The following is a 15,904-nucleotide window of genomic DNA, read 5'->3' as shown; positions in this document are numbered from 1 at the left end:
TGCCCCCTTTTTCTCCCCCACCCCCCCCCCCCCCCTCCCCCCTTCCCCCCCCCCCCCCCCCCCCCCCCCCCCCCCCCCCCCCCCCCCCCCCCCCCCCCCCCCCGCTCCTACAACGAACGTACAAGCCCAGCGAGCCAGAGGCTGCGCAGCAACCCTTCCCGCCCCATGCAGCAGCCCGGGGATGCCACCACCCCATTTCACCGCTACAATGCCCGCCTTACCGTGACAGCCCGAACCTATAACGACATGTCCCTTCCAAAGCACCACCTGGAACTGCTCAGCCCTGCCCGTGACGTGAGCATCGCCCGCGAGGCGATCCTGCACGGCGCAGACGCCATCTATATCGGCGGCCCGAGCTTCGGCGCGCGCCACAACGCCTGCAACGAGGTCAGCGAGATCGCCGAGCTGGTGGAGTTCGCCCGGCGCTACCACGCGCGGGTGTTCACCACCATCAACACCATCCTCCACGACAACGAGCTGGAGCCGGCGCGCAAGCTGATCCATCAGCTGTATGACGCCGGGGTCGATGCGCTGATCGTCCAGGACCTGGGGGTGATGGAGCTGGATATCCCGCCGATCGAGCTGCACGCCAGCACCCAGACCGACATCCGCACCCTGGCCCGGGCCAAGTTCCTCGACCAGGCCGGTTTCTCGCAGCTGGTACTGGCCCGTGAGCTGAACCTGCAGGAAATCCGCGCCATCGCCGCCGAAACCGACGCGGCCATCGAGTTCTTCATCCACGGCGCGCTGTGCGTGGCCTTCTCCGGCCAGTGCAACATCTCCCATGCCCAGACCGGGCGCAGCGCCAACCGTGGCGACTGCTCCCAGGCCTGCCGCCTGCCGTACACCCTCAAGGACGACCAGGGCCGCGTGGTCGCCTTCGAGAAGCACCTGCTGTCGATGAAGGACAACAACCAGACCGCCAACCTGGCCGACCTGGTGGATGCCGGCGTGCGCTCGTTCAAGATCGAGGGCCGCTACAAGGACGTGGGCTATGTGAAGAACATCACCGCCCACTACCGCAAAGAGCTGGACGCCATCCTCGAAGGCCGGCCGCAGCTGGCCCGCGCCTCCAGCGGGCGCACCGAGCACTTCTTCGTGCCCGATCCGGACAAGACCTTCCACCGTGGCAGCACCGACTACTTCGTCAGCGACCGCAAGATCGACATCGGCGCCTTCGACTCGCCGACCTTCACCGGCCTGCCGGTGGGCGTGGTGGAGAAAGTCGGCAAGCGCGACCTGCAGGTAGTGACCGACGTCCCCCTGAGCAACGGCGACGGCCTCAATGTGCTGGTCAAGCGTGAGGTGGTGGGTTTCCGCGCCAACATCGCCGAACTCAAGAGCGAGTCCGAAGACGACGGCCAGAAGCGCTACCGCTACCGCGTCGAGCCCAACGAGATGCCCGAGGGCCTGTACAAGCTGCGCCCCAACCACCCGCTGTCGCGCAACCTCGACCACAACTGGCAGCAAGCTCTGCAGCGCACCTCGGCCGAGCGCCGGGTGGGCGTCGAGTGGCACGCGGTGCTGCGCGAGCAGCGCCTGATGCTGACCCTCAGCAGCGAGGAAGGCGTGAGCGTGCAAGTGGCCCTGGATGGCCCGTTCGGCGCCGCCAACAAGCCGCAACAGGCGCTTGAGCAGTTGCACGACCTGCTCGGCCAGCTCGGCACCACCATGTACCACGCCAACGCCATCGAGCTGGACGCGCCGCAGGCGTACTTCATCCCCAACTCGCAGCTCAAGGCCCTGCGCCGCGAAGCCATCGAGGCGCTGACCGAGGCGCGGGTCAAGGCCCACCCCCGTGGCGCTCGCAAGGCCGAGACCACGCCAGCGCCGGTGTACCCCGAGTCGCACCTGTCGTTCCTGGCCAACGTCTACAACCAGAAGGCCCGCGACTTCTACCACCGCCATGGCGTGCAACTGATCGACGCCGCCTACGAGGCCCATGAAGAGCACGGCGAAGTGCCGGTGATGATCACCAAGCACTGCCTGCGCTTCTCCTTCAACCTGTGCCCCAAACAGGCCAAGGGCGTCACCGGCGTGCGTACCAAGGTTGCACCGATGCAGCTGATTCAGGGCGATGAAGTACTCACCCTGAAGTTCGACTGCAAGCCGTGCGAGATGCATGTGATCGGCAAGATGAAAGGCCACATCATCGACCTGCCCACCCCAGGCAGCGCCGTGGCCCAGGTGGTCGGGCATATCAGCCCGGAAGACCTGCTCAAGACCATTCCGCGCGCGCCGCACTGATCGTTCTGCGCTGCGACCACTTCGCGGGTTTCCTCGCGAAGTGGTCGCAAAGATCCATAAAAGTCTCAAAAGAGACCTTTATTCTTGATCCTTCTCTTGTTTTCTGCACAATGCCAAGCATGCGAACAACGCGAGGCAACCCGATGCAACCCACACCTCACGACGAACGCCTGCTCAAGGCCTTGGCCAACGCCATGGTGGTCCACCCACGGGCGACCCTGAAAGAGCTGGCCGAAACCGCCGGCGTCAGCAAGGCCACCCTGCACCGCTTCTGCGGCACCCGCGACAACCTGATCGAGATGCTGGAGAACCATGGCGAGCAGGTGCTCAACCAGGTCATCCGCGACGCCGACCTCACGCAGGTCGAGCCGCTGCCTGGGCTGCGCCACCTGATCGCCGAGCACCTCAAGCACCGCGAGATGCTGGCCTTCCTGATGTTCCAGTACCGCCCCGATACCTTGCTGGGCGACAGCGAGGATCGTCGCTGGCATGCCTATACCCAGGCCATGGACGCGTTCTTCCTGCGCGCCCAGCAATTGGGGGCGCTGCGCATCGATATCAGCGCGGCGGTGTTCACCGAGATGTTCCTGAGCATGATCTTCAGCATGGTCGACGCCGAGCGCCGCGGCCGGGCGGCCAGTGCCACCTCGGCGCTGACCCTGGAGCAGTTGTTCATTCACGGGGCCCAGGCGCCGGCCTGAAGACCGCGACGCCTTCATCGCCGGCTTGCCGGCGAAAGAGCCATCCCATCCACTGCAAAAAAAAAGGCCCCTGGGCACGGGTCCCAGGGGCCAGAGGGTTGGATAACCCAACCAAAGGAGTCGTTGCCTAGCCCTTCATCGGCCACCCGCCACCCAGGGCGCGGAACAGGTCGACCAGGGCTAGCTGACGCTGGGTGCTGGCCTGGATATAGGCCGCCTCGTTGACGAAGTTGTTACGCTGCGCGTCCAGATAGCGCAGATGGTTATCCACCCCACCCTCATAACGCGCCTTGGCCAAGGCCTCGGTCGCCCGGCTGGTATCGACCAGCGCCCGACGTGCGGCTTCCTCGCGGCGTAGCGTGTCGGTGGCGGCCAATGCATCGGCCACCTCACGGAATGCGGTCTGGATCGTGCCCTCGTAGGCCGCCACCGCCGAATCCTTGCGCGCCTCGGCCAGGCTCAGGCCGGCGCGGTTGCGGCCGGCATCGAACAATGGCAGCGACAGCTGCGGCATGAAGCTCCAGCTGCGCGAGCCGCCGTCGAACAACCCGGACATCTGCGCGCTGGAGGTGCCGAAGCTGCCGGTCAGGCTGATGCGCGGGAAGAACGCCGCCCGCGCCGCACCGATATCGGCGTTGCGTGAACGCAAGCGGTGCTCGGCGGCGAGGATGTCCGGGCGGCGCTCGATCAGCGCCGACGGCAGGCCAGGGGTGATGTCCTGCAGCACCATCGGCTGGTCCGGGCGCTCACCCGGGATCAGCTTGGTCGCCTGCGCGTCGCCCAGCAGCAGCACCAGGGCGTTATAGGCCTGGCGTTGCTGGCGCAGCGTGGCTTCGAGGTCGGCCCGGGACTGCTCGACCAGCCCCAACGCCTCCTGATGGTCCAGCGCGGTGGCGGTGCCGGCGCTGCGGCGCTGGCCGACCAGGGCCAGCGAATCCTCGCGGCTGGCGAGGGTCTGGCGGGTCAGCGCCAGGCTGCGCTCGGCGCCATCCAGGGTCAGGTAGGCCTGGCTGACTTCGGCGATCAAGGCAATGTGCGCGGCACGGCCGACCTCCTCGCTGGCCAGGTACTGCTCCAGCGCCGCATCGCTCAGGCTCTTGACCCGGCCGAACAGGTCCAGCTCGTACTCCGGCAGCGCCAGCCCCACCTGATAGGTGCTGCTGACGCCCTCACGGCCATTGCTCGACAGCGCCGCCGGCAGATGCTGGCGATTGCCCGATGCAGCGGCATTCAAGCCGGGCACCCGGTCGGCGCGCTGGATACGGTATTGCGCGCGGGCCTGCTCGATGTCGAGCAGGGTCTGGCGCAACGAACGGTTGTTGCCCAACGCGGCGCCCACCAGCTGACGCAGCACCGGGTCGACGATGAATGCCTGCCAGTCAAGCTGATCCACCACCGGGCCTTGATGCCCGGCAGCGTCGCCCCACTGCGCCGGCACCGGCGCCTCGGGGCGCTCATAGGTCGGCGCCAGGGAGCAGCCCGCCAGGGTCAAGGCCAGGACCAACGGAAGAACACGAGTACCCATGAACATCACTTGGCCACCTCGACAGCCTGTGGCACAGGCGCAGGCTTGCGCTTGAGCAACGACAGCACCCAGACGAAACAGATCGGCACGAACACCACCCCCAGCAGCGTCGCGCTGAGCATGCCGCCGATCACCCCGGTGCCAATGGCTCGCTGGCTGGCCGCGCCGGCGCCGGTGGCGATGGCCAGCGGCACCACGCCGAGGATGAAGGCCATGGAGGTCATCACGATCGGGCGGAAACGCAGGCGCGCAGCCTCGATGGCGGCGTCGCGCAGGCTGTAACCTTTCTCCCACAGCTCCTTGGCGAACTCGACGATGAGGATGGCGTTCTTCGCCGCCAGGCCGATGATGGTGATCAGGCCGACCTTGAAGTACACGTCGTTGGGCATGCCGGTGACCATCACCGCCAGCACCGCACCGAGGGCGCCGATCGGCACGATCAGCATCACTGTCAGCGGAATCGCCCAGCTTTCGTACAGCGCCACCAGCAACAGGAACACCACCAGGATGGCCAGGGCGAACAGGCTGCCGGCCTGGCCGCTGGAGACCTTTTCCTGGTACGAAAGCCCTGTCCAGGCATAACCGATGCCGGGCGGCAGCTCACTGACCAAGCGCTCCATCTCGGCCATGGCCTGGCCGGTGCTGTGGCCAGGCGCCGCGTCACCGGCGATGCGGATCGACGGGTAGCCGTTGTAGCGCACCAGTTGCACCGGTCCTTCTTCCCAGCGCGTGGTGACGAAGGCGCTGAACGGCACCTGCTCACCGCTGGCGTTGGGTGCGTACAGGCGCAGCACGCTTTCCGGGGTCATGCGCTCGCCTTGTTCGGCCTGCACCACCACGCGCTGCTGGCGCCCGGCATTGGTGAAGTCGTTGATCACCGCCGAACCGAAGGCGGTGGCCAGGGTACTGTTGATGGTCTCGAAGCTCACGCCCAGGGCGCGGGCCTGCTCACGATCGATCTGCACCCGCAGCTGCGGCGACTCCGCCAGGCCTTCCATCATCGCGTACAAGATCACCGGGTTGCCGTTGGCACCGGCCAACAGCTGGTCGCGGGCGGCCAGCAGCGCTTCGCGGCCCAGGCCGCCCCGGTCCATCAGGCGCAGGGCGAAGCCACCGGCATTGCCCAGGCCGTCGATCGGCGGTGGGTTCACGGCGGTGAGGGTGCCGTCGCCATGGGCGGCGAAGCGCGCGTTGATGGCGTCGATCTCGGCCGCCGCGGACTGGTCCGCGCCGCGCAACGACCAGTCTTTGAAGGTCGGGAAGGCCAGGGCGGCATTGTCCCCCATGCCCGAAAAGCTGAAACCGCTGACCACGAACGCCGAGGCCACCGCCTCGCGGGACATCAGGAATTGCTCCAGGGCCTGGCCGGTGGCATCCGTACGTACCCGGCTGGCGCCCGGCGGCAGTTGCACGTCGACGATGGCGTAGCCTTGGTCTTCGACTGGCACGAAGGACTCCGGCAAGCGCAGATAGAAATAACCGAGCATCGCCAGGATGCCGGCGTACACCAGCATGTAGCGCCCGGCACGCTGAACCAGCGCGCTGTTCAGCGCCGAGTAGCGATCGGTAAGACGCGCGAAGCTGCGGTTGAAGGCGCCGAAGAAGCCGCGCTTTTCATGGTGGCCCTGGGGCACCGGCTTGAGCAGCGTGGCGCACAGCGCCGGGGTGAAGGTCAGGGCCAGGAAGCCCGAGAACAGGATCGACACCGCCAGCGACAGCGAGAACTGCTGGTAGATCACCCCCACCGAGCCGGACATGAACGCCAGCGGCATGAACACCGCCGACAGCACCAGGGTGATACCGATGATCGCACCGGACACTTGCCCCATGGCCTTGATGGTCGCCTGCACGGGCGACAGCCCCTCTTCGGCCATCAACCGCTCGACGTTCTCCACCACCACGATGGCGTCGTCCACCAGGATGCCGATGGCCAGCACCATGCCAAACATGGTCATCATGTTCACCGAGAAGCCGAGCAGCTTCATCACCATCAGCGTGCCCAGCAGGCACACCGGCACCACGATCGAGGGGATCAGCGTATAGCGGATGTTCTGCAGGAACAGGAACATCACCAGGAACACCAGCACCATGGCTTCGATCAGGGTATGGATGACTTTCTCGATGGCCACGTCGACGAACCGCGAGGTGTCGTAAGGCACCGAGTACTCGACGCCTTCAGGGAAGAACGCGGACAGTTCGGCCAGGCGCGCCTTGACCAGCTCGGCGGTTTTCAGGGCGTTGGCGCCCGGCGCCAGCTGCACCGCGCCGGCCACTGCCGGCTTGCCGTCCAGGCGCGAACCGAAGTTGTAGCTTTCCATGCCGACTTCCAGGCGCGCCACGTCGGCCAGGCGCACCAGCGAGCCGTCCGGGTTGGCGCGCAGCACCACCTGGCCGAACGCCTCGGGGTCGTCCAAGGTGCCTTGCACGGCCAGGGTCGCGGTCAGTTCCTGCTCGCTGGCGCCTGGCGCGCTGCCGAAGCTGCCGGCCGGCACCTGCACGTTCTGGCCACGGATGGCGTTGCCGACATCGTCGATGCTCAGGCCGTAGCCCACCAGCTTCTGTGGGTCGACCCACACGCGCATGGCCGCTTCCGAGGAGAAGAACTGCAGTTTGCCCACGCCCGGCACCCGGCGCAGTTCGTTGTTGATGTTGCGTGCGGCGTAATCGCCCAGGGCGGTGGTGTCGGCCTTTTCGAAGCCTTGTTTGTAGTTGAGCGCATAGATCAGCAGAAAGCCCGCGCTGCTCTGCTCCACCTGCAGCCCTTGGGTCAGCACGGCCTGGGGCATACGTGCCTCGGCCTTCTTCAGGCGGTTCTGCACATCGACCTGGGCCAACTCGGGATTGGTCCCAGGCTCGAAGGTCACCACCACCTCGGCCACGCCGTTGGAGTTGTTGGTGGACTCGAAGTACAACAGGTTCTTGGCACCGTTGAGGGACTCTTCGATGACGCTGGTCACCGACTCCACCAGCACCTTGGCCGATGCGCCCGGATAGGTGGCGGTGACCGTGATCTGCGGCGGGGCGACGTTGGGGTACTGGGCCACCGGCAACAGCGGGATCACCAGCAGCCCGGCCAGGGAGATGAACAGCGCCACGACCCAGGCGAAGTTCGGCCGATTGATGAAGAACTTGGACATTTCGCTACCCTCGCCTCAATGCGCTGCGGCTTGCTGTGCCTGGGCCGGGCTGACCGGCATGCCAGGGGCCAGGCCTGCCGGGCTGCCGACGATCACCTGGTCGCCGTCGCGCAACCCTTCGGTGATCTGCCAACGTGCGCCCTGCATCACCCCGGTGCGCACGGCGCGGGCCTCGGCCAGGTTGCCGGTGCCCACCACCATCACCCGTGCTTCGCCGTCGCTGCCGCGCTGCACGGCGCGTTGCGGCACCAGGATGGCCTGCCGGTCGGTGCCCTGCGGGGTGCGCACGCGCACGTACATGCCTGGCAGGAGCGTCCCGTCGGCGTTATCGAAGCGCCCGCGCAGGGTGACCTGGCCGGTGCCCCGGTCGACCTCGACGTCGGTGAACATCAGGGTGCCCTGGCGCTGGTAGTCGGTGCCTTCGACCTGGGCCATAAGCGCCGTGTCGTCGCCACCGGCCAGCGCGCCGTCCTGCAGCGCCTGGCGCAGGCGCAGGGCATCGGCGGCGGACTGGGTGAAGTCGACGTAGATCGGGTCGAGCTGCTGGATCCGCGCCATCAGCGTGGCGTCGCCCTGCCCCACCAGCGCACCTTCGGTGACCAGGGCGCGACCGATACGGCCGGAGATCGGCGCCGTGACCGTGGCATAGCCGAGGTTCAGCTGCGCCGTCTGCACATCTGCCTGAGCTGAACGCACCGCGGCTTGGGCGCTGCGCAACGTGGCGTTGGCGCTGTCAAAGTCCTGGCGGCTGACGGCCTCGATCTTGACTAGCGGCTCATAGCGCTTGACCCGCGCCTGGGCTTCCTGCTGTACCGCCTGGGCCCGTGCCAGGTCGCCATTGGCGCGAGCCAGGGCAGCCTGGAACGGCGCCGGGTCGATCTGGAACAGCACATCGCCGGCCTTGACGTCGGCACCCTCTTCGAATCGCTTGTGCAGCACGATACCGGCCACCCGGGCCCGCACTTGCGCCACCCGCATCGGTTCGACCCGGCCCGGCAGGGTCGAAGCCAGGTTCAGCGGCTCGCTGGCCACGGTCACCAGTTCCACCGGGAATGCTGCCGGCGCAGCGGCCTGCGGTTCGCCCGCCGAGTCACACCCGGCCAGCGCCACGGCCACCGCCAGCCAACTGGCCACCCCAATTGCACGCAAGTTGCTCATCACATCACCCGAGCTTTTGATTGAAAACGGCGCGAATGGTACTCAGGCATACTGAATGAGTCAATTTAGTCTCATTTGATATTCGTGTGAATAATTGTAACCACCTGCCCGGTCGTCGGCTTGCCGCATACCCCACCCAGGCAAGGCGTCAAATGATTACCAAGCCCTGCGGAGAACGCCCATGCCCCTGCACCCCGTGGCCACCCTCGCCCAACTCGATCAACAGCGCCCCCTGCGCGTTCAGGCCGGGGCCGAAGAGGTGATCCTGGTTCGCCATGGCGACCAGGTGCGCGCCTACCAGGGCAACTGCCCCCATGAAGGCGCGCCGCTTGATGAAGGCGTGGTGTGCGGCGGCCTGCTGGTTTGCCCCTGGCACAAGGCTGCATTCGCCGTGGATGAAGGCGCGGTGTGCGAACCGCCTGCGCTGACGGGCCTGCGCCGCTACCCCGTGCAGATCAAGGGCGACCAGGTCTGGGTCGATGATCAAGCCCTGCCCCTGGCGGCAACGCCCCGCCACAGCGATGCACGGGTGTTCGTGGTGGTCGGTGCCGGCGCTGCCGGTTCAGCGGCCGTGGCCACCCTGCTCGACCATGGCTTTAGCGGGCGCCTGGTCTGGGTCGATCAGGAACAGCCCAGTGCCTACGATCGCACCGCCCTGAGCAAATTCGTCATCGCCGGGCAGATGCCGCCGGACGAGGTACCGATGCTGCTGGAGCCCGACGTGCTGCGCCAAAAACAGTTGCAGCGCCTGCACGCCAAGGTCCGCAGCCTGAACGTGGCCAGCCGTGAAATCGTCCTCGCCGATGGTCAGCGCCTGAAGTACGACGCGGCCCTGCTGGCCTCCGGCGGCAAGCCCAAGCGGCCCGAACTGCCCGGCGTGCAATTGCCCGGCATCTGCGTGCTGCGCTCGCGCAACGACGCCGCGCGCCTGCTCGACCTGGCCGAACCCGGCCAGCCGGTGGTGATCGTCGGCGATGGCTTCATCGGCCTGGAAGCGGCTTCGGCACTGCGCAAGTACGGCCTGCAGGTGCATGTGGTGACCCGCCATGCGGTGCCGCTGGCGAAACAGCTGGGCGAGCGCATCGGCCTCAGCCTGCGCGAGCTGCACGAGCGCAAGGGGGTGGTGTTCCATGGCCCTACCGAAGTGGCCGCTTTCGAAGGCGGTGAGCGGGTCGAGGCCGTGGCCCTCGCCAACGGCGAGCGCCTGGCCACACCGCTGGTGCTGCTGGGCACGGGCGTCACGCCGGCTACCGGGTGCCTCCAGGGGCTACAACTGGGCGAAGACCGCTCGGTGCAGGTCGACGCCCATCTGCAGGCCGCCGAAGGCCTGTGGGCGGCCGGCGATATCGCCACCTTCCCCCTCGCCGGGCGCCCGGTGCGCATCGAGCACTGGCGCCTGGCCCAGCAACAGGGGGTGATCGCTGCCGCCAACATGCTCGGCGAGCGGCGCCGCTACGATGATGTGCCGTTCTTCTGGACCTACCAGCATGGGCGCACCCTCGAGGTGCTCGGGCATGGGCGCCAGTGGAACCGCATCGAGTATGTCGGTGAGCCCGAGCACGGCGACTTCATCGCCCTGCAATGCATCGACGACCAGGTCGAGGCGGTGATCGCCAAGGGCTATGCGCGGGCCATGGCGGTGCTGTCGCAACGGATGAAACGGCCGTTGTCCAGCCGCGAGGCGCGGGAGCTGATCGATGCCTGGCCAGACTGACTCAGCCCAGCGCGCCGTGCAGCACGTCGTAGTGGGGCAAGGCTGGCACCTGCACCTTTCAAAGTGCCCGGGTTCTGTGTAAAAACACCTGACCCTCATCGCACGCAAAGGATTCCCGGCAATGATCTACCGCCCCCTCGGCCAAAGTGGCCTGCAAGTCTCGGCCCTGACCCTCGGCAGCATGATGTTCGGTGAACAGACAAGCACCGAAGACGCCCTGCGCATCATCGACAAGGCCTGGGACCAGGGCATCAACTTCGTCGACACCGCCGATGTGTACAACGGCGGGCGTTCCGAGGAGATCGTCGGCGAGGCAGTGGCGCGCAACCGCCAGGAGTGGATCGTCGCCTCCAAGGCCGGCTACGGCCCGGTGGATGGCCTGCCCAACCGCAGCGGGCTGTCGCGCAAGCACCTGTTCAACGCCATCGAAGCCACGCTTACGCGCATGGGCACCGACTACCTGGACATCTACTACCTGCACCGCGAAGACCACAGCGTGCCATTGGAGGAGACCGTGCGCGCCATCGGCGACCTGCTGGCGCAAGGCAAGATCCGCTACTGGGGCGTGTCCAACTTCCGCGGCTGGCGCATCGCCGAGATCTGCAACGTCGCCGACCAGCTCGGCGTGGCCAAGCCGGTGGTCAGCCAGCCGCTGTACAACATCGTCAACCGCCAGGCCGAGCCTGAGCAGCTGACCGCAGCGGCCTACCATGGCCTGGGCGTGGTGCCGTTCAGCCCGCTGGCCCGTGGCGTGCTCAGCGGCAAGTATGCCCCGGGCTCCGTGCCGGACGCCGGTAGCCGCGCCGGGCGCCAGGACAAGCGGATCATGGAAGTGGAATGGCGCCAGGAGTCGCTGGGCATCGCCCAGAAGATCCACGCCTACACCGAGGCCAAGGGCGTGGGCATCGTTGAGTTCGCGATTGCCTGGGTGCTGAACAACCGCCTGGTCAGCTCGGCCATCGTCGGCCCGCGCACCGAGGCGCAGTGGGACACCTACGCCGGTGCTCTGGAGGTGAAGGTAACCGCCGAAGACGAAGCCTTCATCGATTCGCTGGTAACCCCGGGCCATGCCTCCACGCCCGGCTTCAACGATGTGGCGCACTTCGTCAGCGGGCGCCTGCCACGCGCCTGAGTGCTGCCAGGGTGGTGCGGCTCAGCGCCGCGCCACCTGCCACAGCCGTGCAACGTCCCCTGCCCGTGCCGTGAGCAGATTGCCCGCGTCAGCACAGGCCTGCTCCAGGCTCATCGGCCCGCTGGCCAGGGCAAACGCGGCGTCGATGCCGTGCGCATACAGCTGCTCATAGCCCGCGCCCAAGGTACCCGCCAGCACCACAACGGGCACGTCATGGCGTTTGGCGACCCGCGCGACACCCATGGGGGTCTTGCCCCGCAGGGTCTGCGCATCGAAACGCCCCTCGCCGGTGATCACCAGGTCAGCGCCCTGCACCAGCGTATCCAGCTGTGCCAACTCGGCCACCACCTCGACACCTGGGCGGAACTGCGCGCCCATGAAGGCCTTGGCCGCGAAGCCCATGCCACCGGCCGCGCCGCTGCCCGGCTGGTCACGTACATCCTTGCGCAGCAACTGCGCGCAATGGTCGGCGAAATGGCCCAATGCCTGGTCCAGCGCCTGCACCTGCTCGGGGCTGGCACCCTTCTGCGGGCCGAAGATCACCGAAGCGCCATTGGCACCGCACAGCGGGTTGTCGACATCGGCGGCGACCTCCACCTGCACTTGCGCCAGGCGTGGGTCGAGGCCGCTGGCGTCGATGCGGGCCAGTTGCGCCAGGGCCAGGCCGCCCTCGGCCAGCGGTTGGCCTTGTGCATCCAGCAGGCGCAGGCCAAGGGCGCGCAGCATGCCGCTGCCGCCGTCGTTGGTGGCGCTGCCGCCGATGGCCAGGACAATGCGCCGGGCGCCGGCCGCCAAGGCAGCGGCGACCAGCTCGCCAGTGCCCCAGGTGCTGCTGCGGCAGGCATCGCGCTGGGCGCTGGGGATCAGTTGGATACCGCTGGCCTGGGCCATCTCGATCACCGCGGTACGGCTGTCGGGCAGCCAGCCCCAGGCAGCTTCCACGCTCGCACCCAGTGGCCCGCGCACCTGCTGGCGGCGTTGTTCGCCCTGGCTGGCGGCGACGATGGCCTCCATGGTGCCTTCACCGCCATCCGCCATTGGGCACTCGACCAGGGTGGCCTGCGGCCACACGGCGGCCAGGCCGCTGGCGATGGCGCGGGCGACACCGGCAGCGTCGAGGCTGTCCTTGAACGAATCGGGGGCAATGACGACTTTCATGGGGCTACTCCTGTGCTGATGCCTCGCATGCTGACAGTTGTGTGATGGGGGGGCCTCTGTCGGATGCACAAAAGTGGGGGGTGGGTGTTTGGGCGGATGACTGGTCAAGCAGGATTGGGTGATGGCCACCAGGTGCATGGCGATGGTTTTGCAGCGCCGGTGAGATCGAGCGCCGCCCGCGCGGCGCTTCGCGGGTAAACCCGCTCCCACAGTTTGTTTCGGGCCAATTATTCCTGTGAAAGTACCGGCGCCTGCCTTGGTGCATGCCTTGAGTCATGTGGGGCGGCGGCAACGCCCACGCTGAAACCGCGTCGTACCAACAAGGCGGACCAGGTGATAGCACAGGAGAGACTGGCCCGAAACAGACTGTGGGAGCGGGTTTACCCGCGAAGCGCCGCGCGGGCGGCGCTCGATCTCATAGGCGCTGCACATCCATCGCCATGCACCTGGCCGCCCACATGCGATCCCAAGACAGGCGCCTGGCCGTCACATCGCAAAAATGCCACGGTTCGGCAAACCTCAATCTCAGAACAACTGCCAGGTGTACACCAGGATCAACCGGTTCTCATCGATATCACTGCGATAGTTAGACCGCGCCATGGCATTGCGCACCCTTATCCCCAACCCCTTGAGCACCCCGCTCTGCACCGCATACCCCAGGTCAATATCCCGCTCGCGGTCACGCCCCTCAAACCCCTTGCCAGTATCGACGTTGTCGCCGGTGATGTAGCGCACCGTGGCCGTCAACCCCGGGATCCCCATCGCCGCGAAGTTGTAGTCGTAGCGCAGCTGATACGAGCGCTCGTCGGTATAGGCGAACTCATAGGTCGGCACCTCGTTGCCCAGCGGGCTGATGTTGGCGAACACCCGCGGGAACGGGCTGTCGCCGTACATGGCCTGGTAACCGGCGCCGAAGCTGTGCCCCCCACGCTTGGCGGTGAACATCGAAAAGAATGCCTGGTTGTCGATATCACCCAGCAGCGCATCGCCATCCTCGCGGGCCGTGAAGTAGCCCAGGTTGGCACTGAGCACCCAGTCCCCCAACGGTTTGCTGTGCTTGAAGCCGACGAAACTCTGCTGGTAGATATCTTCCAGCTGCCCGTGCCACAGGCTCAGGCTGCTCAGGTTGGCATTGAACGCATAGTCGCCGCCGACATAGTTGAACGCATCGCTCTCGGCCTGGCGCATGGGCACATGGCCGAGCATGGCGTTGAGCTTGCCGTCGCCGGCTTCATTGCGCAGGTGGGTGGAGCTGAGGTGGCCGGCCTGCACGGTCAACCCGTCGATTTCACTGGAGCTCAGGCTCACGCCCTGGTAGGTCGGCGGCAGCAGGCGGATATCGCTGAAGGTCAGCACCGGCAGGTTGGGCTGCAGTTCGCCCGCACGCAGTTCGGTCTTTGACAGCCGCGCCTTGAACGTCGGGGCGATGCGGCTGTATTCACTGGCGGCGCGACCATCGCCGTGCACCGGCAGCAGGCCGGTGTTGACCCGGTCGGGGCTGCTGTCCAGGCGGATGCCGAGCAGGCCCAGGGCATCCACGCCAAAGCCGACGGTGCCCGGCGTATAGCCGGACTTGAAATCGAGGATGAAGCCTTGGGCCCACTCCTCGGCCCTGGACTGCGGGTTGGCGCCGACGATGTCCGAATAATCACGGCTGAAGTAATAGTTACGGGCGCTGAGGCTGGCCTTGGCGTCCTCGAAAAAGCCGCCGTCGGCAGCCCACAGTGGTTGGCTGAGCAGGCTCAGGCCGATGGCGACGCAAGGGGTTTGGTTCATTCCGAAGCTCTCTGATCTTGTTGTTATGTGATAAAGCGCAGAACCAGAACGTGATGGGTGGCTCAGGACTCCTGTTCAGAAGTGGCGGCGCGCAGCCGTGGCCGGCGCAGGCTGACCAGCGCGTGGGCGAGCAGGCCGAACAGCAGCCCCCAGAACGCCGCTGACAGCCCAAGGAAAGTCACGCCCGAAGCGCTGACCAGGAAGGTGAACAACCCGGCATCGCGCTCGCCGGGCTCGGCCAGGCTGCGCGCCAGGGCTTCGCTGATCGCGCCGTACAGGGCCAGGCCTGCAAGCACGGCGATCAACGCGGCGGGAAACGCAGCGAACAGCGACATCAAGGTGGCCCCGGCAATACCCAGCAGCAGGTACAGCGCACTGCCCGCCACAGCTGCCACGTAGCGTCTGCGCGGGTCTTCATGGGCCTCGCGGCCGGTGCACAGGCTGGCGGTGACCGCCGCCAGGTTCAGCCCGTGGCAACCGAACGGCGCCAACAGCAGGCCGCCCAAGGCACTGGCGCTGATCAGTGGGCTGGCCTCTGTGCGGTAGCCGGCATTGCGCAGCACCGCCATGCCCGGCATGAACTGCCCGGTCAGCGCCACCAGCACCAGCGGCAACGCCAGGCTGAAGGTCGCGGCCAGGCTGAATTGCGGCGTGGTCCATTGCGGCGTGGCCAGGGCCAGCACCAGTTCACTGCCGCGAAATTCGCCACTGGCCACGGTCACCAGGGCGCCCACGGTCAAGACCGCCGCCACCGCATAGCGCGGTTGCACCCGGCGCATCAGCACGTAGCTGACGAACATCGCCAGCACCAGTGCCGGCTGCACCGGCAAGGCGCGGAACACCTCGATGCCGAAGCTGAACAGGATCCCGGCCTGCATGCCGGCGGCGATGGAACCGGGCAGCCGGGCGATCAGGCGGTCGAAGGCGCCACTGATGCCGATCAGCAGCAGCACCGTATTGGCCACCAGGTAGGCGCCGATCGCCTGCTCCAGGCCAATGTGCGGCAAGGCGGTGACCAGCAACGCCGAGCCCGGTATCGACCAGGCGATCACCACCGGCACCCGGTAGCGCAGGCTCAGCAGGCCCCCCAGCACAGCGCTGCCCATGGACACCGCCCACACCCAGGAGGACAGCTGGCCGTGGGACAGGCCGGCGGCTTCGGCGGCGTGGAAAATGATCACCAAGGGGCCGGCGTAGGAGATCAGCGTGGCGATGCAGCCGGCCACGACGGCGGACAGGGAGCAATCCTTGAACAGGGTTTTCATGGGATTTCTCGCAGGGATCAGGTGGTGATCTATCGCGGGGGGGGGGGGGGGACAAACAAGGATGGGGGGGGGGGGGGGGCGGGTGGTGGGG

10 protein-coding genes are annotated in these 15,904 nt (G+C 67.0%); 4 read left to right on the top strand and 6 right to left on the bottom strand.

Annotated features, from left to right (window positions below; all coding sequences use genetic code 11):
- The first annotated feature begins 246 nt into the window (after positions 1-246).
- Positions 247-2,247 carry a peptidase U32 family protein gene (locus ACO6VM_RS01575; protein ID WP_401059235.1) on the top strand — a complete coding sequence of 667 codons (2,001 nt, stop codon included), beginning with the start codon at positions 247-249 and terminating at the stop codon, positions 2,245-2,247.
- A gap of 143 nt (positions 2,248-2,390) precedes the next feature.
- Positions 2,391-2,948, top strand: a complete 558-nt coding sequence (locus ACO6VM_RS01570) for a TetR/AcrR family transcriptional regulator (protein WP_125858662.1) — start codon at positions 2,391-2,393, stop codon at positions 2,946-2,948.
- A 127-nt stretch (positions 2,949-3,075) separates the two neighbouring features.
- Here the strand turns inward: ACO6VM_RS01570 and ACO6VM_RS01565 are convergent, their stop codons facing one another.
- From ACO6VM_RS01565 to ACO6VM_RS01555, 3 genes are read right to left on the bottom strand one after another with little or no spacing between them, the layout of a single operon-like run.
- Positions 3,076-4,479, bottom strand: coding sequence for an efflux transporter outer membrane subunit (locus tag ACO6VM_RS01565; RefSeq protein ID WP_401059233.1), 1,404 nt, complete (start codon positions 4,477-4,479; stop codon positions 3,076-3,078).
- The gene (locus tag ACO6VM_RS01560; protein ID WP_401059231.1) at positions 4,479-7,610 is read right to left on the bottom strand and encodes a multidrug efflux RND transporter permease subunit; all 3,132 of its coding nucleotides are present in this window, start codon (positions 7,608-7,610) and stop codon (positions 4,479-4,481) included. Before ACO6VM_RS01560 ends, ACO6VM_RS01565 begins: the two co-directional genes overlap by 1 nt.
- A 15-nt stretch (positions 7,611-7,625) precedes the next feature.
- Entirely contained in the window at positions 7,626-8,768 is a 1,143-nt protein-coding gene (locus tag ACO6VM_RS01555; RefSeq protein WP_422402667.1) for a MexC family multidrug efflux RND transporter periplasmic adaptor subunit, read from the bottom strand.
- A 181-nt stretch (positions 8,769-8,949) separates the two neighbouring features.
- Here ACO6VM_RS01555 and ACO6VM_RS01550 point away from each other — a divergent pair, with 181 nt between their 5' ends.
- Both ACO6VM_RS01550 and ACO6VM_RS01545 read left to right on the top strand, forming a co-directional pair.
- Entirely contained in the window at positions 8,950-10,482 is a 1,533-nt protein-coding gene (locus tag ACO6VM_RS01550; protein ID WP_422402666.1) for an FAD-dependent oxidoreductase, read from the top strand.
- Between the two features lie 121 nt (positions 10,483-10,603).
- The gene (locus tag ACO6VM_RS01545) at positions 10,604-11,614 is read left to right on the top strand and encodes an aldo/keto reductase (RefSeq protein WP_401059225.1); all 1,011 of its coding nucleotides are present in this window, start codon (positions 10,604-10,606) and stop codon (positions 11,612-11,614) included.
- Between the two features lie 21 nt (positions 11,615-11,635).
- Here the strand turns inward: ACO6VM_RS01545 and ACO6VM_RS01540 are convergent, their stop codons facing one another.
- The 3 genes from ACO6VM_RS01540 to ACO6VM_RS01530 all read right to left on the bottom strand — a co-directional run bounded on the left by ACO6VM_RS01540 (position 11,636) and on the right by ACO6VM_RS01530 (position 15,813).
- On the bottom strand, positions 11,636-12,772 hold the full coding sequence (locus ACO6VM_RS01540; protein WP_401059223.1) for a glycerate kinase: 1,137 nt from the start codon (positions 12,770-12,772) through the stop codon (positions 11,636-11,638).
- 525 nt (positions 12,773-13,297) lie between these two features.
- Positions 13,298-14,548, bottom strand: coding sequence for an OprD family porin (locus ACO6VM_RS01535; RefSeq protein ID WP_401059221.1), 1,251 nt, complete (start codon positions 14,546-14,548; stop codon positions 13,298-13,300).
- 62 nt (positions 14,549-14,610) lie between these two features.
- Positions 14,611-15,813, bottom strand: a complete 1,203-nt coding sequence (locus ACO6VM_RS01530; protein WP_401059219.1) for a benzoate/H(+) symporter BenE family transporter — start codon at positions 15,811-15,813, stop codon at positions 14,611-14,613.
- Positions 15,814-15,904: the final 91 nt, after the last annotated feature.

It is taken from the genome of Pseudomonas sp. GZD-209 (genome assembly GCF_049310485.1).
GTDB classification, from domain to species: Bacteria; Pseudomonadota; Gammaproteobacteria; order Pseudomonadales; family Pseudomonadaceae; genus Aquipseudomonas; species Aquipseudomonas sichuanensis.
The sequence above is the reverse complement of the archived record's forward strand: the minus strand, read 5'-3'. Positions and strand labels throughout refer to the sequence as shown.